Here is a 16,427-nt window from a genome sequence, read left to right on the forward strand (position 1 = left end):
CGCGCTCTGTGAGCTTTTAAGCGTCATTCGCTTTTCGAGGATTAGCGGGTGCTTAAGTTGACAAAATCGTCAAAACCCTGATTTCGGGCTAAAAGCGACAACGGAATGTAAAGTTGTGCCAACTTAGCGGTGCGTTAGGGCGCCATTTGGCTTGTCCGGAGATTGACGTTCTTCCTGGTGGAGATTGTCGTTTTGGCCTGGAAGGTTGACGGAACTTACCCTTTCATTGGCGCGGGTATGGTTGAGTGTCAACTTTTGGTCGCTGCCTGTGGTAGGTTATCTCTGTTCTACCTCAATCACAATCGAAAGAGTTGGCCTCCGGATTGAGGTAAAAGGCTGTCACGAATTTCAGGGGATCGCCATGGGCATGACAGAGATCCAGGAGCTCGGCTTCATTGACAAGCCTGTCGTGGATGATCGGCATGCCGTCACGCTCTATGGTCAAATACCAGAGCCTCATCACTTCTTTCTGTCGGTCCATAGAGCGTGGATCAAGAGAACAACCCAGCCGGCCGCCCATATGATCGCCAGCTTTACCGAGAGAATGCCTGTAATAAACATGCCCACGAGCCAGATGATGAAGGCTGTGCCGCTATCCATGGCCCACCCTATCAATGCTTCGTCATCGAGGCGTGCAGAATGGCGAGCTCCGTCTGGGCGCTGGCCCCTTCCATGGAGAGGTGAGCGAATGCGAGCTCCTGTAGCCTGGCCGCCGTTTCCGTCTTGGTCCATCCGGAGCGCTCCACCAGTCCGAGCACCGTCTTGAACGTATCCTCGAGGGCTGCCTGGTGGCCTAGTTCTCGGTCAGAGTAAGGTGTGAGCCGACGTGGCAGGCAGATCGTCATGGTTCATGTTCCAGGTCCATTCCTCTAGCGGTAGCGCAACCGGGAGGATTTGTCGACGATTGGCGGCAGGAATCCGCCCTTCGGTAGCCGCCCGCAACGAAAGGCAAGCCTTAACGCCCTAGATTTTCACCTCGCGGAAGTATTTGCCGCCCCGGAAGACCCGCCTAGCTTCATCCTTCTCCTCGACATCAAGAAGGACTTTGAGCTTTGACGTTGCCGTCAGGTCATTGAGGTCTGAACTGACGCCCGTGATGTGGTATTCCTCCGGCGTCATCGTGTCATGCAGAGCAAACGCTTTCATCGCAACCTTCACGCGATCCTTGGCGTAGACCGCGCCGTTTATGGTCACGGAAAGAGTTGATCGTTAGGGTCTCTTGTCGTTCGGCTCGCTCATTTCAGGCTTCCCGGTTTCAACCGCTCTAGCGACCACCTCGTCAATTTCCGCCGGTGTGAAGACGATTTCAGGGGGCGGCCCAGTTAGTCGGCCATATCAAATATGCCGATGGTTCGGAGCACGACAATTATTTCCGGCACCGAGCGCAACCCCGCGATGGCTATCGGCCGGCTTATCATGCCACCGCTCTACCTGGCTGGACTATCCCGCGTTGGTGGCTCAGATGTAAGTAAATGCTTACTTACTGTCAAGTCCGCATTTCCGTAATTCAGGAAAACAGGAAATCATTGTTGAGCGCGAAACAGGCCCCTGTCCGGAGGCGTGGCGTCCCGATACGACTGGATCAGGTTCTCCTGAAGATCGTCACATTGCTTGCTCTCTTTGGCGAGGGCCTGCTCCCAACCGGCATAGACGTCCGGCCCCTTCATTCGCTCAGGTTTAAACATGTCGCCGACATGCTCGACCAGTGCCCATTGGCTAGATGCGGCAGCTAACCGGTCATTGGGTCTGGCCCAAATGCGATAGCTTCGCATCTTCGCGTTCAATTCTGGCACGAGCGCGATCAGCTTCGAACCAATCATCCCCTGACTCTTTTGCACGCGGTCAATCGAAGCGGGGCTCTGAGGGTCGAATGGCTGTACCACGCCCTTGTTCACTAAGAAATCCAGCCATTCCTGACGCACCGTGTCGCAGAATGGATCCAGTGTGAGGACCAGTTGCTCGAACGTCCGGTTGCGTTCAGGGGCCGTGAGGGCATCTTTCATTGTCTGGTATTGGGAGAACGCGATCACGCCTGCCAAGGCCGTTGAGAGAGCTGATAGAACAGTGGCCGACAACATCAGATACTCCCGCATCGATGCCTGATCGCGCTTCTTCCGCTCCTTGTGAGGCAGTGCTTCCACATGTTCGCGCCAATCCTTCAAGGTCATATTGCTCATGGTGTCTCCCGGTGCCGCTCAAGCGATAGCGCGCTGCCAAAACCTCGAACAGGGGTTGAGCGATCTCGATATCAGGATTTAAGGAAATCAGGAATTAAGGAGGGCGCGAACGCCCCTCCCGCTAGTTGACCTGCTTCAGCGTCTCCTTGAATGCGTTATTTGACTTTTCGATGCTAAACAAGTTCGGGAGCTCCATTGCCACACCGTAGATGATGGGAATGCAGAAGGCCGTCACAATCGTGAACGTTTGGATGGACGTGCCTAGATAGAGGGCGAACCCAGTCACGGCGAGCCCAATCGCGATGACGCCTATGTCGATCGCGAGGTAAGGCCAAAAGGGCAGGGCGTTCCATAGAGCATAGAGCGGATAGAGGTATCCGAGGCAAACGAGGAGGAAGACGATGTGTTTTCCCATGCAAGGCTCCTAATAGTTGCAGACTAGGCCTTATCGGTTGGCGGGCTGGAGCAGGGCTTGTGGCATGGGAGGATTGAGCGACGGGTCAGTCTCTACGCGGCAGGCGAGGACGGAACTTGCAATCTGGGAAGCACGGAATACGGATTTCCCGAAATCAGTATTTCCATATGGAGGTGTTTGCACCCGACAGAGGAGGTTCCGGTCGCCGGGAGCTCGGTCGACACAGACGGCATCCCCATCACAAGTGTAGTCTTTTGTAGGACTTCGATCATTAATCTAGCGAGCAAGCAAATCTTGCAGCAGAACTTATCGGAATGCTGTAATCGTTTGCGCAAACAGCTGATCGAATATCCACAGCATAGTTGATGGTAAGCATTTGCTTACTCCCTAGTCCATGTGATTATTAGTTTGCTCACTCGTTCCAGAGGAGCAAGGCATGGCCAAATACAGCATCGATAAAGTTGTGGCCCACATCAGATTCAATCACCCCGGTTGCCCGGATTTCGCTGTGAACTTCTTTGCTGCCGAGGTAGCTCGCAGCAACTGGAAGCGCGCTACTATCGGCAAAGCTGTCGGAATCACATTACAGAATTATCTCCGTCACAATCTGACAGATTACGACCAATTATTACTGAGCGGGATTAGCCGTAGGGAAGCACGCCGGCGGGTTCAGCCGCGAGTAAACGCCATGATCCAAAGCTGGAGCAAAGTGGAGGCGGAAACTAAGAGGAGTGCGACGAAGGCAGGAAGTCTTCATGACATTGGAGACGAGAATGACGGCTAATCATCGCAATTGGCAGCAGCTGGGCATCGTGCTGAACGAGCGCATGCAAAAGCTCGGATATACAGGCGAGGAATTGTTGAGAGCTGCGATGCTGCCAAATCGAACATACATGTCCGGAATTCTTTCCGGGCGAGCGCGGCTGAAACTTGAATATGTGAAGGCCGTCGCGCTCGCGCTCGACCTGGATGAAGACCAACTCTTTTGGACAGCCCTTGAGGGCATGCTCGAGGCGGAAGATGTTGTCCATTTCAGAGAGTTCTTCGTCCGCCTGAAGGTACGCAAAAAGAAAAAGAGGCAGAACTGACCGTCCATTCTACAATCGCGAGCCCTGATGCTGATTGTAGCGTCGCTGCCCGCTGACGGGTCCCGAAGCGCAGCCATTCCTCTTCGGTCGCGTGCGTCGATAGACCGTGGGCTCAACGTAGAGGAGCAGCTTTTCTGCGTTGACGAGGCTCAGGGTTCCTTCCCGCCGTCACTTTGCCCGCGACACTCCCAAGCGGCCCTTCGCTATAAGTAATTCATCAGTATCAACATACGAGCAGATGACATGAATGACTTGCCGATCCGCAACTATCTTTGCGAATATGCCATAGCCGCCGGCCTTGATCCTGAGAGGCTCGACGGTCCGCCCGGATCGCCTGAGCGCCTTCTTCGCTTGGTCCTCCACGGCAATGCAAAGCTGCCCCTTGATAAGGTGGCTGATGTTGCAGCCCTCATTGGATATGACGCTCGTGGCCTGTTTCGCGTTGCTCTTGGGCAGTTCTACAGCAGTAGCACTATTCATCTCCTGGAATGCATGCTCGCGCCCCCGGAGAGGGACTCTGCTGAAGAGGCGTGGCTCGGTCTGATCCGGCGCGCGGCAGGTGACCGACTTGATCCTCCGAGCCGTGTCGCGCGTCGTCTGCTCTGGGCGCTGCTAAGGAGGGATGCATAGGTGGCTGGATTTTTAATCGGCCCTTTCGCTGCTTGCACGATCGGTGGAAGTGAGCAGATTTCGCCGCTACCGAGGGTCGCTTCGGGCATTCATTCACGTCGTTCAGCGATTTCGACCTGCCGCCTAAAGTGGACAGTATTAGATCGTTCGAATACTGCCGGACTCGCCGGACGAGATGAAACCTGGAACTGGTATCTAATTGTTCTGCTTTATGAATTTCATTCACTGCTATCAACCGATTTCTCGCATGACGCATCGGTGACGAACAATACAATTTTCTGTCCGGCATTTTGCTTGGAGGCGTAAGATCCTCCGGAAAGAGTGAAACCTACCTTTTTTAAGAGATGATGCATTGCTCCATTGTTCTCCCGAGCTGTCGCGAATATCGGAGCTCCGTCTGACTCTTTCATCGCCGCTTCAATTAGCGGCGTCGCTTTCTTGCTGCCACGATGCTCCGGCGCGATATAAACCCAGCCAAGCTCGAACGGAAAATCCTTTGGTGCTTTGTCTGTCTGAGATTTGAGAAAGACCTTATTCTGATACTCCGCCTCAGGGCGCTTCAGTCCAACCGTCCCGACCAGTTTATCGCCATCAAACAACATCACAACGTTAGCCGCCTTCTGAATGCGAGCGGGTAAACCGTTCGCAACCTCACCACCAGCCATAACTAATTTGGCAAACAGCTCAAGCTCCTCAGCAGAACAGTCCGAAGGCTTTTTGGAGACGATACGATACATTGAAATCTCCCTTCAAATTTTGCCAGTAACTCGCCGGAAACATCCTATTCTAACTATTCCGGTTGTGAGAACCATAGATAATACCTGTCATTTGATCGACGATATCCGGGCCATCAAGACGACGGGGAGGAATCTGATCAGGAAATATTACATCCGGCCGTATGCCGTTGTAGGTGATATGCTTCAGGCCAGCCTCAATTACTTGATCCATAAACGCCCGGTCGTCCCCTTCTGTGCGCGGGCTGAAGTGCTTGGTCGCGAGGCCCGCCAACAAATCACAATACTGAATAGAGAAGCTCTCCTGCGAGTTCATTGGCGTCGTTGAAATCACACGCAGGGGATATTCGACGAAACTGCCATCACCACTGCGATGGAGTTGAGGCGGAACGTCCGGACTAGTAATCTTTCCCCACATATCGCGGCTTCTGAGGAAGTTTGATGAATCATCATGGATGACGACAAAGTCCTCGGGATAGCGCTGACGCCAGTGCGATACGATCGCCAGCATTGTTGTCGTCTGTAACTCGTCCGATCCATGGAAATTTTCCAGGCTATGGTAGCGCTCAAACAACGCCGCACCCAGTGCCATCTGTTCAAGAAAAATCTTAACGCGGTCGTCCGTGCTTGCTGCCATCATGCTGAGCCGCGCCTGTAGGGTCGCAAGTCCCTCTGGTGTCGGGTTGCGGCTAAAAGTCTGATAGTGACGCAGCAGGGCATCTAGCAGCTCCGGCGGCGCGAACTGTGTCAATCCGAAGTGAATGTAGTTCGCATACTTCCAGCAAAACCCATCCGCGTAAAAATCGTACCCCCCGTCCGTAACGTATGGCTCTATGAGAAAATCGACGATCTTGGTCAGCACAGCGAACCGCTTGTCGGCCATGTAGATAAAGGCCAAATCCTGCAAACTCTCCAGGTGAGCGGCGAATCTCAGCAAACCAGCTCGACTGTTCGAACCCCAGATGTTGGAGAACTTAAACTCCGTACCTCTATAGCGCGGAAAAGAGTCGCGAAGGATCTCACGGGCCTGGTCCCCGGCAATGTCAGCACTTGCAATCGCAAAAATGGGCTGCAACGGGTCGAGAAGATTGTATCCGGTAAATCCCGATTCATCGAAATATAAAGTTCTTACGGCCATTGCGTCACACAGATAGTATTGATGTCTAATTCATAGCTTACTTCCGGGCTGTTACATCCGCGAAAATCGTCTCATATTTTGTACCGGAAGTGCGCGCGCGTTCTTCAACGAAAAGGTTCCTGGGAAGCAAAAGTTCGTATTCGCAAGATTGTCCCGTTTTCCCCCATAACGCCGGCAGTGGAATTTTCAGAGTCAGGACAAATACACGCGGTTGACCATTCTTATTCTCTACTCCCGCCCTTCTGAAGGCGCTGTTGCGCGCGACTATGGGGTGAAGGGAGGTGGATATGTATGTCGGGTACGGCTGAAGATTGGTCAAATCGTCGTTGGCTCGGCCATGAAACAGAACTTGTCCGGCAGGAACGAGGATACGGGAATTTTCAATTTCTTCGTCAAGTCCGCTGACTATTATAGTTTGAGATGAATCCGCAGTGCCGGAGGAAGTCGCACGGGCCGCAGCATGGTATCGGTCATATTCGTTGCGCCGATAACGCGGGAAATGCTTTAGATCTTTTAATCGCGTTCGCAGCCGATCCCACTCTTGCGCGACAGGATCTGCATCGAGACGTTCGTCAATCGGCGAGTGCAATCGCATGTATTCATCACTGTGGTCATTTCCGAGATGTTTGACGAGATCGCCGGCACTCGGAAATTCCAGAATCGTATCAGGCTTATCGGTGCCGAGCAGCCGCTCAACCTGAGACGAATTGCTTAGACGGAAATGCCAATTCTCCTGGCTGACGGTAGTCATTCAGTCCCCTCATACACTAGTAACTGGTGTTGCTTGCTGAGCTGAGCGACGTACAGCGCCCTCTATCTTCGCCAAAGGATGCCGGAAATAGTGTTCGTTCAGAGCTTTCCGGATGGCGGCGTTCGCCGCTCTGTCAGAGTAAGTTTTCATCTCTGTTCCGTCTCTCCACGCAGTGCTGAGATCACTTCGTACGGGCTGCTGGCTTAACCAGGCCAGTGCGTCATCTGCGATTGGTCCGTTCGTCCAGAGTTCAAAACTCAGCGGCTTGTTGTAGAAGCGGCTATTCGTGCGGATGATGCTGTGGAGCAGCGGCACCCGATCGCCATGCCACTTTTGAACTTCTTCAAGGTTGACCCTGCTGCCGGGGATCTTGGACTTGCATTCAATGATCAGCACACCTTTGTCGTCGGGGCGGTCAAGGAGCACATCAATCTCGACCGAGCGTCCCGAACTGAAATCTGTCCATTTTTCGCCTGCGCGCAGATAGCCGCCCTCCACATCCTTTACCAAGGAACCAACAACGATCTCAAACAAGGCACCACGCAGGTTGTTTGCCGCGCCCTCGATCCTAGTTAGGTTTGACAGGACACGCTCCACATGTTCGGGATTAACCGACGCAGTCTTTCCAGTATCCGAAAGTAGGCTAATTAGATCCCGCACCGCCTTAGCTACATCTCCGCCAAAAAGATGTCCGGTCGTGGTCGCTAAGACGCCTTTGCTCTTTGCCGTACTAAACCCAGTCGCAGTGAAGCCATCTGCTATGAGGAAAGGCATGATGGGGGCGACATTTGCAGGCGCTGAGGCTAGATCGTGCTTGCGCACAAATGTAGCGACGGCATCCTCGTCGAGAACACCCCTGAGATTGACATCACAGACCACGAACCCCGGCTTGAGGCCTGAAACGGATGCTTTAACCAAAGGGCGCGCATAACACGGGGCCGACATATCCCAGGTGATAGATGAAACCACGGGCGGTGTTTCATCATCGCGGATGCGTACCCTGTCGAAGCTACCAAAACCCGTCCTGCGGCACCATTCCTTCATGCCGTGGAGCACAACGTTTTCAGCGACCAGTCGAGCACGGACTATCAGAATTTCATCCCGCGCGTAAGCGTAGGGTTTGAATTGCACAAATGGCTGCCCCGTGTCGGGGTCGGTAATTTCTTCCAGCATTTGGATCGCGGAAAGCCGCTCGAATATGCGCTCCGGCGAAAGCTGCCTTAGCCGTGCGGCGGGACTTCCGCAGACACCGGCAAAGTATTTCCGCGGAATGCAGCCGCCACGCGCCCTTAGACCGGCCATCGCGCTCCAGTAGGCTCTGCCATGATTCTGGAAAACGCGCTCAACGGCGCGCCAATACGCTTGATCACCGAACTGGTCGGCAAGGTAAAGGAAGCGGGCATTGTGCGGGAATCTAAGGCCGGCCAGGCGCACAACATCCGGGCCGGCACGCGCGATCCGCTGCCGGGCAGAAGTAAGCGAAATGCCGTCTTTGGCCATCTCAGCGATCAACTCTGTCGAGAGCGATGGGCCGACACGCCGCAGAAGCGCAGAGATGGACTCCATAGCTAAGAAAGCCTCCATGTCACACTGCGCTATTTATAACACTTTCTCTTTCGCGGCTCGATAGTTTCGTTGTTGTCGAAGCGTTAAAATTTCACACGAAATTACAATATCTTACCTTGACCAAATAAGGGGCGAAAAACAGCTGTTGTCATACCCTGTCTGTCACAAGCGATGCATTGTGCCGTCGCGCTATTGCTGCCGGACACGCGACTTGCTGCACGGCGGCCACATAAGTCGGCGTAGTGATCGATCCGTTTCTTTATAAAATCCACTCATATCCTCCCGCCTGAACCCGCGCGAGGCGCCATCCCTTGGCCTTTAGCAACGTCAACTCAGCAGCGGTGATCGCGTCTTCACGCAGAGCCAGGCAGAGGAGATGTGTCGGGCGTGTCATGGCGACGTAATGTTGTTTCAGGCGTTTGCGATTCTCCGCTCCCTCACTGCCCTGGCCCGTCTTGGCTCCTGTCAGCCATGATTTGAGGCTTGCAAGATGATGCTTCCTATAGAAACTCTCCAGCACCAGCGTCGCAGTGTGAGTTTCTCCTTTGACTGAGTGAATGGAGCCGACTCGTATGCTGACTTCCGGTGCGGCGGCCGGATAATGGTAGATATTATTCCGTTCGATTGCCGGAGCCCCGGCAGCACCTCCCGGCCCACTGTTCCAGGTAAGGAAAGCGTCAGCAGCAGTACCAGTAGGAACCTTACCGGTCAGGCATTTAACAATTTCTGCGAACGCCGGCCTACAAGTGCTATCCCAGAATTCCTCCGTAAGTGTCTGGCGATCGACCGCTATGCCTGTGATTATTTGAAAATAAAGCGCATGCGCTTTTTGATTGCTGGCCAATAGCGCGGCCATTTGCCTATGCTTTCGCTTGCCCGCGACGGATGTCAGCGGATCTGTCATCTGCGCAAGCCGGAAAATGCCTTCGGCGATTTTCTCCGTAACGAAATGGGTTTCGCCGCGCTCCGCTGCCAACTTGGCACCTGCGAAAAAATACTGCTGCAAGGTTTCCGGTTTCGGCTCCGCGGCGGTCAGGGCCGGATCATAGGCAGGCCAATATTTTCCAACGTGCCGGGGCACATTGTCGTCCTTCTCTCCGGGTTTATGCACCGCAGCGACGGCTGTGAAAACCCCGTCTTTCAACTCTGTGGCGGTGAAGATCTCGCACAAATAACGGGCGTAGGATTCGACGACGTGATCGACTGTAGCGTCATCAAACAAAAACACGGTGTGATTGCCGCTTGTGTCAGAAGCAATCCTGGGGTTCTTCGGGCCTAGGCCGATAAGGCCATGAGGTGCAAGGCCAAGCGGATTTGCAAAGGAAGCAATTTCCTGGCCAAACCGGTGGCTGTTGGGAATGGCCTTGCATATGGCGGCTAGTGGGAAAGTGTCCGTCGTCGCGCCCGCCCCATTCGCACTGTCATAGATTGCCTGATTGGAATCTCCATATCGCTGACGAATGGCAGCCCCCGACGGCCCCGCGACAAAGATTCGATGAAGGATGCCTGACTGTAGTTCACTATTGTCTTGCACCTCATCGATGAACACCGAGGGGAACCGCAAGCGCAGGGCTTCAATAGTATCTGGATAGCGATCGAGAAGGTCGCAGGCCCACATGAACATTTCGTCGTAGCAGTGATAGCCGTCCTGTGCGCATTTTCGGGCAAGAGCGACAAGTTGTTTGGCGGCGGGTTTCGTCTGGTCTTTGAACTCCGGTTGTCCGTTGCGAAGCACCGTAAAACCCGCGGTGGCAACGCGCCAATTTCCTACGATATTGATACGATCATTGGCCGCTTCCTTTGGGTTGATGGCATTCGCCAGCGCGCTGAACTGCTGCGTTTTCAGCAACCGTCTGCGATGGTTCTCGCATAAGAGGTCGTCGATCGCGCGCACTGGAATGCCCTGTGAGCGTAACCAAGGGATCGCAAGGAACTCGTTCACGAAGCCGTGGATGGTGCCGACATAATGTGGATAACTAAGAAGGCGTTGCCCCGCAGCAGTATTTCCAAGCTGTGTTTCTATCTCGCGGCGGGCCACGTTTGTGTGCGAAAGAACGCAAATCCCCCGACGTGGATCAGTCCACTTTTTCGCAAGAATTGCTAACTTGGCGACAAGCAAGGTGGTCTTCCCGCTGCCGGGACACGCTTCTATGTCGATGCTCTCGGTTGATTTCAGTACATGAAGCCGTGGGTCTGCTCCATCGGCGCCTGCAAATGCGTTCGCCGGCAAACCAAGGAGACCGCACACCCATGCTATGTCGCTATCGTCAATGACCGGAAGCGTGAAGACAGGATAACTAGGCACCGGCGCCTGCCCCGGCCGGAGGGGCCGCGCCGGGGATAGTTGTTACATGCGTGATGGCACTGACAATGTAAGGGGGCAAAACCGATACCAGGCCGCCCGGCGTTCGGTTCGATCGACGCTGTTCCAGCAGAGCCGCAAGATACTGGGCAACAGTTGGCTTTGAAACATCGAGAACCAAGCCATATACGCGTGTGGCAAGTTCTTCGGGCGTCGCCGCGGCAGCCTGAAGCGCTAAAAACGATTTCAATGCCCCGCGGATCACATCGCGAGATTTGATCTTCCCGGCGTTGATTTTATCATCATTTTCGGCAAGCGATGCCGCAACCCAGACCTCTTTTGCCAGACCGCAAAAGGCCAGATCGTACTCCAACGTCCAGTGATCGGCTACAAACGTCTCAACGTTCTGCTCGGACGCTTTCCCTTTGATCCCTGCCTTTTTCTCTGCGAGCTGAGGGGTCGTAAAGTCCTTTAACGCGCGCCATTTTCTATCTTTGGTAAGCGGCCATGCGTCTCCCGGCTTCACCTTTCCGATGATTTCAGGGGCGCAATCTGGCATAACATCGAGATCGGTAACGCAGGCAACAGGAATGCCTATGACACCGTCCGACATTGGCTCCTTGCGGAGATAAATGCGTGCAAACCTTCGCAGCCCCACACCGCCGACATTGACAAGCGATACACCGTTTTCGGTTAGATCGCGCCCGATAAGCTTGGCTATAGTCGGCAGCAGGATGTTTTCTGCATCGCCCTCTACAATGAATAGACCGCGCGCAAAAAACAAATTGGCCTTCGTGACATCAAGAAACCTTGAGAGAAACGCGTAATCCGTTTTCTCCAGTTTTGTCCGTGTCGAAGAGAGAGGAAACGCCTTGCGGCCATGCAACAGAACCAGATTCTCCAGTGCAATGGCCGAAGCTAAATGGGCGCTATGAGTTGTAATGATGATCTGTATTTTTTGTCCATCGTCGCGTAGCTCGGTTGCTTTTTGCTGCAAGAACTGCACCAGACGAAGCTGACGCTGCGGATGAAGATGCGCTTCCGGTTCTTCGATCAACAGAACGGGGAAACCGTCGGCCTCTGCGCCCAATAGAAGAAGCTCGCATGCCATAAACAGGAGATTGTTCGACCCGAGCCCCCGGTTAGCGGGCGTATCGGGCAGAGATTCATCCCGTAGTTCGAGGTCTAGCTTCTCCAGCAGTAGCCGAAGCCGCGCCGCATCCTCGCCTCTGACCCCGCTTACCGAAATACGCCCTTGCAATTTGCTTCCGGCAAATGACAAGGGCGCGAGATACCTAGTGTTGAGGTTCTCCCGCGCGCTGTTCACCCCAATATGTGTTTTGAGAAGCTCGTTCGCGAAATCCCCGATGCCCAGAACCGTCAGTGCCCGCGGGTCCACGGGCGGATTCTGCGCGGGATCATAAGGCGTGCCGTTCTCTTTAATTTCACTGGTGTGCTGAAGAATCTGCGACAGCCGGGAGCCTCGCCCGGCTGACATCGCGCGTTCCGCATCGCGCAGCGGCCGCAGATAAGTCGAGCATAAGAGGGTTCGGGCGCCTTGATCGAACGGCGGCCCATCTCCTGCCCCTCCAGATCTGGTTTCAATGGTTGTGAATCGCCTGTTGCGGCTCCCGGCGACGGACGCTATCGCTTTCCAATTAAGATATAGAACGACCGATTTTGCCGCACCTTTATCCTCATAACTGAGGTGCTCAGCAAAGGCTGCTTTATCGCGGGCCGTGAGCCCTTCAAATTTGCAACGAATGCGGATCTCGGTGCGGCGCTCCCCACCACCTGCAGGGTGGTGGAAATCGCCATCATCCACCCGAAAACTCTCTTGGTCACGGGTTCCCAATGCAAGGCGCAATGCATCGATGATCGTCGTTTTGCCGCTATCGTTCTCGCCAACAAGCGCTGTAAGGCCGGCACTGAGTGGTAGGGTGAGGGCATCGTCTCCCTCACCGTACCCTCTAAAATTCTCGATGCGCAGCTCTGAGATGAACATCGATAACCCTTGCTATGCACGTGCGGCTTCTACCGCGATGTCCGCACCAAATGAAGACCTCAAATTCTTGTTCGGCAGCTGCGTCGTTTTATGGGACGCACAGCGGCAACTTCGGACGAGCGAGCCCGGATATGGTGCGCGATCTAGAATCACAGGAACAAAACTAGAACGTGTTATTGGAGCGAGTCAAGCGACAAGCGACGCTTGTCCCAGTCGATATTTCTTGTTCAAGCTCAGTAGGAACTTGCATTGGTGGCGAACTCCCGCTGTTACGTGAGCGCTTGCACGCGCTCTTTCTCATACAAATCCGCCACAAGCAGGTCCTCCCGCTTCGAAAAAATCACATTTGGTGCACCCAAAGTACCTCAAATCCGAACGCTTCAAAGAGGCACTACCACTCCCGCTGCGCGGGCAGCTGCGTTCAGGGCGCAAATGGCTGTTTGAACTGGATTCGTATCGAACTCTTGCGCATCTGTAGACCGTATGCGAACATGATAGGGGCCGAGAGCGGATCATGGGCTCCCTGTCTCGCAATCTCAGCAAGATCCAACGGGCGATACGAACTGGACCAAGATATTGGAGCGGAAAACTGTTCCGGCAGCGTGATGCGGTGCCGGCACTAAAGTTTGGAGGCATCCTCTGGGTCATTGTATCTAGGTTTGTAAAGCTCAGTTGGCGTCTTCCAGGCCAGGAAAAAGTCCAGGGGGTCTTGGCTGCCTAGGAAGTCACGAGCGAGTGCAAGTCTTTCTAGCACGTGCCTTCGTTCGTCCTCGACCAGCACAGCAGCACGCTCCTCTACGCCCCTCAGAAACTGTTCCACTCCAATCACTTGAGACCATCGTTGGATAATTTCGGTCAGATGTTCCCGGCTTTCGCGGAAAGACTTTTTGACCTGATGTCGATCCTCCTCTTTCGCCCGGCGCTCCTGGGCTGCAAGCCGTTCTTGGTGAGCTATCTCAGCCCGGCGGTCCGCTTCCTCGAGTTTAGTAGCAAGCTCGATCGCCGCGCTTTCTATAGCCTTTACGATGGCAGGGAGCGTCTTTTCCAAAGGGGAATTTGCCGTCTCGTCCCAATGACTTGACCAGGAAACGCGATGATAGGGGCTGTATGCTATAAGCCTCAGGCGTCCGGCGGGAATCTCCTTGTTCGTAGTCCAGATAAAAGCTCTCGCGTACCGGGAAGCCTTTGGAGGAACGTAGTCCGCCTCGCGGATGTATTTGCTGTTACCAATATAGCGCATAAGCACCTCTTCGGACACTTCCAGGATCGCCAGGCCGATTGGAACGGTGCCAACATAGACTAGGGTGGCGCGCCCCGGCGACCAAAGACTATTCTGATGATGGCTACGCTGTTTGCTGGTATCTTCGCGCTCGTCGATCCGTGGTCGCGAAAATCGCTGATCAGATGGGGCCAGAACCACACGATGCCCTGCTGTCTCAAGCGAATTGAAGAGATTGCTGGCGAAGCCAAGGATTTTGCTCAAACAAGCTTTGGAGGTCGTCACATGAAGCAGCACCTTTTTGTACGGCTTGAGGTAGGCGCCGCCCTCGACCGGCCGGCCATTTTCGAAATGTGCTCTGGCATTTTGCACCAGCGAGTGAGTGCTGGACTTTGGCAAACGTTCCTCCAAAGATGCGGGCGGAGCCTTGACCGAACGGTGATGAGGCCGAGGTTTTTCTGGAACGCTAAGCTCTCCTCCCTTGGACCAAGAAACCTGGTCACCAGGTCGAGCCTTCGGAAGGTCCTCGCGTGGTGGTGCTTTACCGACAGCCAGTTTCGCCCAATAGCCGCGCTCCGGCCGGGGGACATTGAGCGAAGCACAAACGCGGGCCATGTAGCTGTTCGACACTTCGAATTGCTCGGCGACCTTGGTCATGGGCTTTGACCACACGAGTTCATAGAGTTCGTCTCTGCTGATCAAGGCACGCTCTCCTTTGCCGATTCCACCAGTTCGCTAACATCCGTGCAGGAGTGCCAGACCATAGCCATTGCGACAGTGTGCGCCGTCGATCAAACAGCGAATGATGGGAGCTTGTCGATCGCAATCTTCTTTGCCGAAATCGTCACGTCACCGTAATTTTCGCCTGCCGTGCGTGGTGCATGCCCCTGTATCGCGTCGAGAACTCGGCCATCGATCCCGGCCTCAAGGCCGAATGTCTTAAACGCATGCCGCCAACCGTGATTGGGCGAAACGCCGTCCGGAACTACGTGGTTCTTTTGAAGCCAATTGGAAATTCGCCCAGAGACCGTTTGAGCGGGGTCCGCGGTTCTCTTGCCCTCCATAGGTGGGTAAAACAAGGCTCCGGCCGGTGAGGTCTCAACGAATTTCAGAAAACCCTTTTCAATGATCTGCGGATGGAGCGGAACGTCCCGGTATTGTCGGTTTTTCACTTTGCCGGCGTCGGGTGTAATCCTGATGTAGGAGATGCCATTCTCCTCTCGCACATCCTCCTTCCGCAATTGTGTGATCTCTGAAATACGTGAGCCCGTCAGCGCACAGATAAGAGGTGCCCACTTCTTGGCCGCAGTGGTGCCAGGTTTTTCCCGTGTCTGCGGGTTGTCAGATTGGGGAGCTTCGTAAGCGAGAGAGAATTTCAATATGGCAACGGCTTCTTCGCGGGTAAAGCCCTTAGGACGTGTCACCGGCTTGAGTGCTACTTTCAGCTTCACGTCCCTGGCTGGGTTGGCCTCAAGCAAGTCGTTCGAGACGGCCCAGTTCAACACAGCATTCACAGCCGTCAGGTAGACGTCCCTGACTGTGCGGGGAGCGAGTGTCGTGATTTTCGCGTCCTTCCACTCGACAATGTGTTTTTTGGTAAGCTTCCTGGCATCTGAGATCTTGGTGAATTTCACGAGATCTTCGATGATCGGACGCCAGCGCTTCTCCGCACCGGCGCCTTTACCGTTGGCTTTCAACTCCGCCATGTAGCGATTGAAAATTTGTTCCATCGGCACGGGCGGCAGGTCCTCTGCGACCGACATCGACTTTCGAATGACGGGATGGGCCGGCTCGCCAGAATAGTCACCTTCGTCCCGCTCAGCTACTCGTGCCAAAGCCTCGAGCTCGGATATGCAAAGCGCACGCGCTACGTCGCGCCACTCGGTGGTGCCGAACTCCACTGTTGTGTTGCCGAGTTGTCGATATCGTTCCAGCCGGCCCCCAATAAGCTCAAGAAGGGCCTGATCGTTTAGCTTCCCGGCGATGCCAGCCCGTAAATCTGAAACGTAAATGTCATCAATACCGACACTTGCCCAGGCGGGGCCGCTTCTTCGAAACTGCTCGTCAAGCGACAGCCTCTCATGATAATTTCGGGCTGCGATCTGTTCTGGAGTGAGAGGGTATCGGCCAAGGGCCGCGGGCACGCCTTTTTCTTGTTGAGCCTGCTTTTCCGCTAAATGAAGTTTGTGCTGAAGATTCGCAACAGCACTATGGAGCCGTGAAAGAGCAAGTCGGCGGTCCGGTCCCAGCGCTTCGCGAAGTTCTGTCTTGTTTTCGAGATAAGGGCGTAGATCTTTAGGGATGACGAGACGGGCGAAATAGCGACCTTCTCTGTTCAACAAATATCGGGGCTGGCGGGCCATTTAGCTTCCGTTTTGTAACGTGATTTGTAACGGAAGAAT

Annotated in this window: 16 protein-coding genes; 2 read left to right on the plus strand and 14 right to left on the minus strand. The window is 54.4% G+C overall.

Translation table 11 applies throughout. From position 1 onward, the window contains the following. Positions 1-292: 292 nt before the first annotated feature. From AC13RM_RS23545 to AC13RM_RS23570, 6 genes are all read right to left on the minus strand, one after another. Positions 293-460 carry a hypothetical protein gene (locus AC13RM_RS23545; RefSeq protein WP_488555610.1) on the minus strand — a complete coding sequence of 56 codons (168 nt, stop codon included), beginning with the start codon at positions 458-460 and terminating at the stop codon, positions 293-295. Continuing rightward, complete coding sequence (locus tag AC13RM_RS23550; protein ID WP_488555611.1) at positions 460-600, minus strand: hypothetical protein; 141 nt, start codon at positions 598-600, stop codon at positions 460-462. The genes AC13RM_RS23545 and AC13RM_RS23550 overlap by 1 nt, the downstream gene beginning before the upstream one ends. Positions 601-611: 11 nt before the next feature. After that, positions 612-845 carry a hypothetical protein gene (locus AC13RM_RS23555; RefSeq protein ID WP_488555612.1) on the minus strand — a complete coding sequence of 78 codons (234 nt, stop codon included), beginning with the start codon at positions 843-845 and terminating at the stop codon, positions 612-614. A gap of 118 nt (positions 846-963) precedes the next feature. Further along, positions 964-1,194, minus strand: a complete 231-nt coding sequence (locus tag AC13RM_RS23560; protein ID WP_488555613.1) for a hypothetical protein — start codon at positions 1,192-1,194, stop codon at positions 964-966. Between the two features lie 329 nt (positions 1,195-1,523). Next, positions 1,524-2,177 (minus strand): hypothetical protein, encoded by a 654-nt coding sequence (locus AC13RM_RS23565; RefSeq protein WP_488555614.1) that lies wholly within the window; start codon positions 2,175-2,177, stop codon positions 1,524-1,526. A gap of 121 nt (positions 2,178-2,298) precedes the next feature. Next, the gene (locus AC13RM_RS23570; RefSeq protein WP_488555615.1) at positions 2,299-2,592 is read right to left on the minus strand and encodes a hypothetical protein; all 294 of its coding nucleotides are present in this window, start codon (positions 2,590-2,592) and stop codon (positions 2,299-2,301) included. A 436-nt stretch (positions 2,593-3,028) separates the two neighbouring features. Here AC13RM_RS23570 and AC13RM_RS23575 point away from each other — a divergent pair, with 436 nt between their 5' ends. Both AC13RM_RS23575 and AC13RM_RS23580 read left to right on the plus strand, forming a co-directional pair. Then, a complete protein-coding gene (locus AC13RM_RS23575) occupies positions 3,029-3,376 on the plus strand; it encodes a DUF2293 domain-containing protein (protein ID WP_488555616.1) in 348 nt (115 codons plus the stop codon). Continuing rightward, on the plus strand, positions 3,348-3,680 hold the full coding sequence (locus tag AC13RM_RS23580; RefSeq protein WP_488555617.1) for a helix-turn-helix domain-containing protein: 333 nt from the start codon (positions 3,348-3,350) through the stop codon (positions 3,678-3,680). Before AC13RM_RS23575 ends, AC13RM_RS23580 begins: the two co-directional genes overlap by 29 nt. Positions 3,681-4,528: 848 nt before the next feature. Here AC13RM_RS23580 and AC13RM_RS23585 read toward each other — a convergent pair. The 8 genes from AC13RM_RS23585 to AC13RM_RS23620 form a co-directional block, all read right to left on the minus strand. Beyond that, complete coding sequence (locus tag AC13RM_RS23585) at positions 4,529-5,047, minus strand: GNAT family N-acetyltransferase (RefSeq protein WP_488555618.1); 519 nt, start codon at positions 5,045-5,047, stop codon at positions 4,529-4,531. Positions 5,048-5,096: 49 nt separating this feature from the next. After that, on the minus strand, positions 5,097-6,182 hold the full coding sequence (locus tag AC13RM_RS23590; RefSeq protein ID WP_488555619.1) for a DUF3800 domain-containing protein: 1,086 nt from the start codon (positions 6,180-6,182) through the stop codon (positions 5,097-5,099). A 37-nt stretch (positions 6,183-6,219) separates the two neighbouring features. Further along, entirely contained in the window at positions 6,220-6,933 is a 714-nt protein-coding gene (locus AC13RM_RS23595) for a hypothetical protein (protein ID WP_488555620.1), read from the minus strand. Between the two features lie 9 nt (positions 6,934-6,942). Beyond that, a complete protein-coding gene (locus tag AC13RM_RS23600; protein ID WP_488555621.1) occupies positions 6,943-8,499 on the minus strand; it encodes a hypothetical protein in 1,557 nt (518 codons plus the stop codon). 259 nt (positions 8,500-8,758) lie between these two features. Continuing rightward, positions 8,759-10,804: a UvrD-helicase domain-containing protein gene (locus AC13RM_RS23605; protein ID WP_488555622.1), complete on the minus strand. Its 2,046-nt coding sequence runs from the start codon at positions 10,802-10,804 to the stop codon at positions 8,759-8,761. Continuing rightward, the gene (locus tag AC13RM_RS23610) at positions 10,797-12,806 is read right to left on the minus strand and encodes an ATP-dependent nuclease (protein ID WP_488555623.1); all 2,010 of its coding nucleotides are present in this window, start codon (positions 12,804-12,806) and stop codon (positions 10,797-10,799) included. Before AC13RM_RS23610 ends, AC13RM_RS23605 begins: the two co-directional genes overlap by 8 nt. Positions 12,807-13,425: 619 nt before the next feature. Further along, complete coding sequence (locus AC13RM_RS23615) at positions 13,426-14,727, minus strand: hypothetical protein (RefSeq protein WP_488555624.1); 1,302 nt, start codon at positions 14,725-14,727, stop codon at positions 13,426-13,428. 89 nt (positions 14,728-14,816) lie between these two features. After that, positions 14,817-16,388 (minus strand): tyrosine-type recombinase/integrase, encoded by a 1,572-nt coding sequence (locus AC13RM_RS23620; RefSeq protein ID WP_488555625.1) that lies wholly within the window; start codon positions 16,386-16,388, stop codon positions 14,817-14,819. Positions 16,389-16,427: the final 39 nt, after the last annotated feature.

This window comes from Martinezella sp. CNPSo 3732, from assembly GCF_057784515.1.

Bases quoted from the DNA above. Each gene is read 5' to 3' on its own strand.
- AC13RM_RS23545 (WP_488555610.1), bottom strand. From the start codon at position 460: ATGAGGCTCTGGTATTTGACCATAGAGCGTGACGGCATGCCGATCATC.
- AC13RM_RS23550 (WP_488555611.1), bottom strand. From the start codon at position 600: ATGGATAGCGGCACAGCCTTCATCATCTGGCTCGTGGGCATGTTTATT.
- AC13RM_RS23555 (WP_488555612.1), bottom strand. From the start codon at position 845: ATGACGATCTGCCTGCCACGTCGGCTCACACCTTACTCTGACCGAGAA.
- AC13RM_RS23565 (WP_488555614.1), bottom strand. From the start codon at position 2,177: ATGAGCAATATGACCTTGAAGGATTGGCGCGAACATGTGGAAGCACTG.
- AC13RM_RS23570 (WP_488555615.1), bottom strand. From the start codon at position 2,592: ATGGGAAAACACATCGTCTTCCTCCTCGTTTGCCTCGGATACCTCTAT.
- AC13RM_RS23575 (WP_488555616.1), top strand. From the start codon at position 3,029: ATGGCCAAATACAGCATCGATAAAGTTGTGGCCCACATCAGATTCAAT.
- AC13RM_RS23580 (WP_488555617.1), top strand. From the start codon at position 3,348: ATGACATTGGAGACGAGAATGACGGCTAATCATCGCAATTGGCAGCAG.
- AC13RM_RS23585 (WP_488555618.1), bottom strand. From the start codon at position 5,047: ATGTATCGTATCGTCTCCAAAAAGCCTTCGGACTGTTCTGCTGAGGAG.
- AC13RM_RS23590 (WP_488555619.1), bottom strand. From the start codon at position 6,182: ATGGCCGTAAGAACTTTATATTTCGATGAATCGGGATTTACCGGATAC.
- AC13RM_RS23595 (WP_488555620.1), bottom strand. From the start codon at position 6,933: ATGACTACCGTCAGCCAGGAGAATTGGCATTTCCGTCTAAGCAATTCG.
- AC13RM_RS23600 (WP_488555621.1), bottom strand. From the start codon at position 8,499: ATGGAGTCCATCTCTGCGCTTCTGCGGCGTGTCGGCCCATCGCTCTCG.
- AC13RM_RS23610 (WP_488555623.1), bottom strand. From the start codon at position 12,806: ATGTTCATCTCAGAGCTGCGCATCGAGAATTTTAGAGGGTACGGTGAG.
- AC13RM_RS23620 (WP_488555625.1), bottom strand. From the start codon at position 16,388: ATGGCCCGCCAGCCCCGATATTTGTTGAACAGAGAAGGTCGCTATTTC.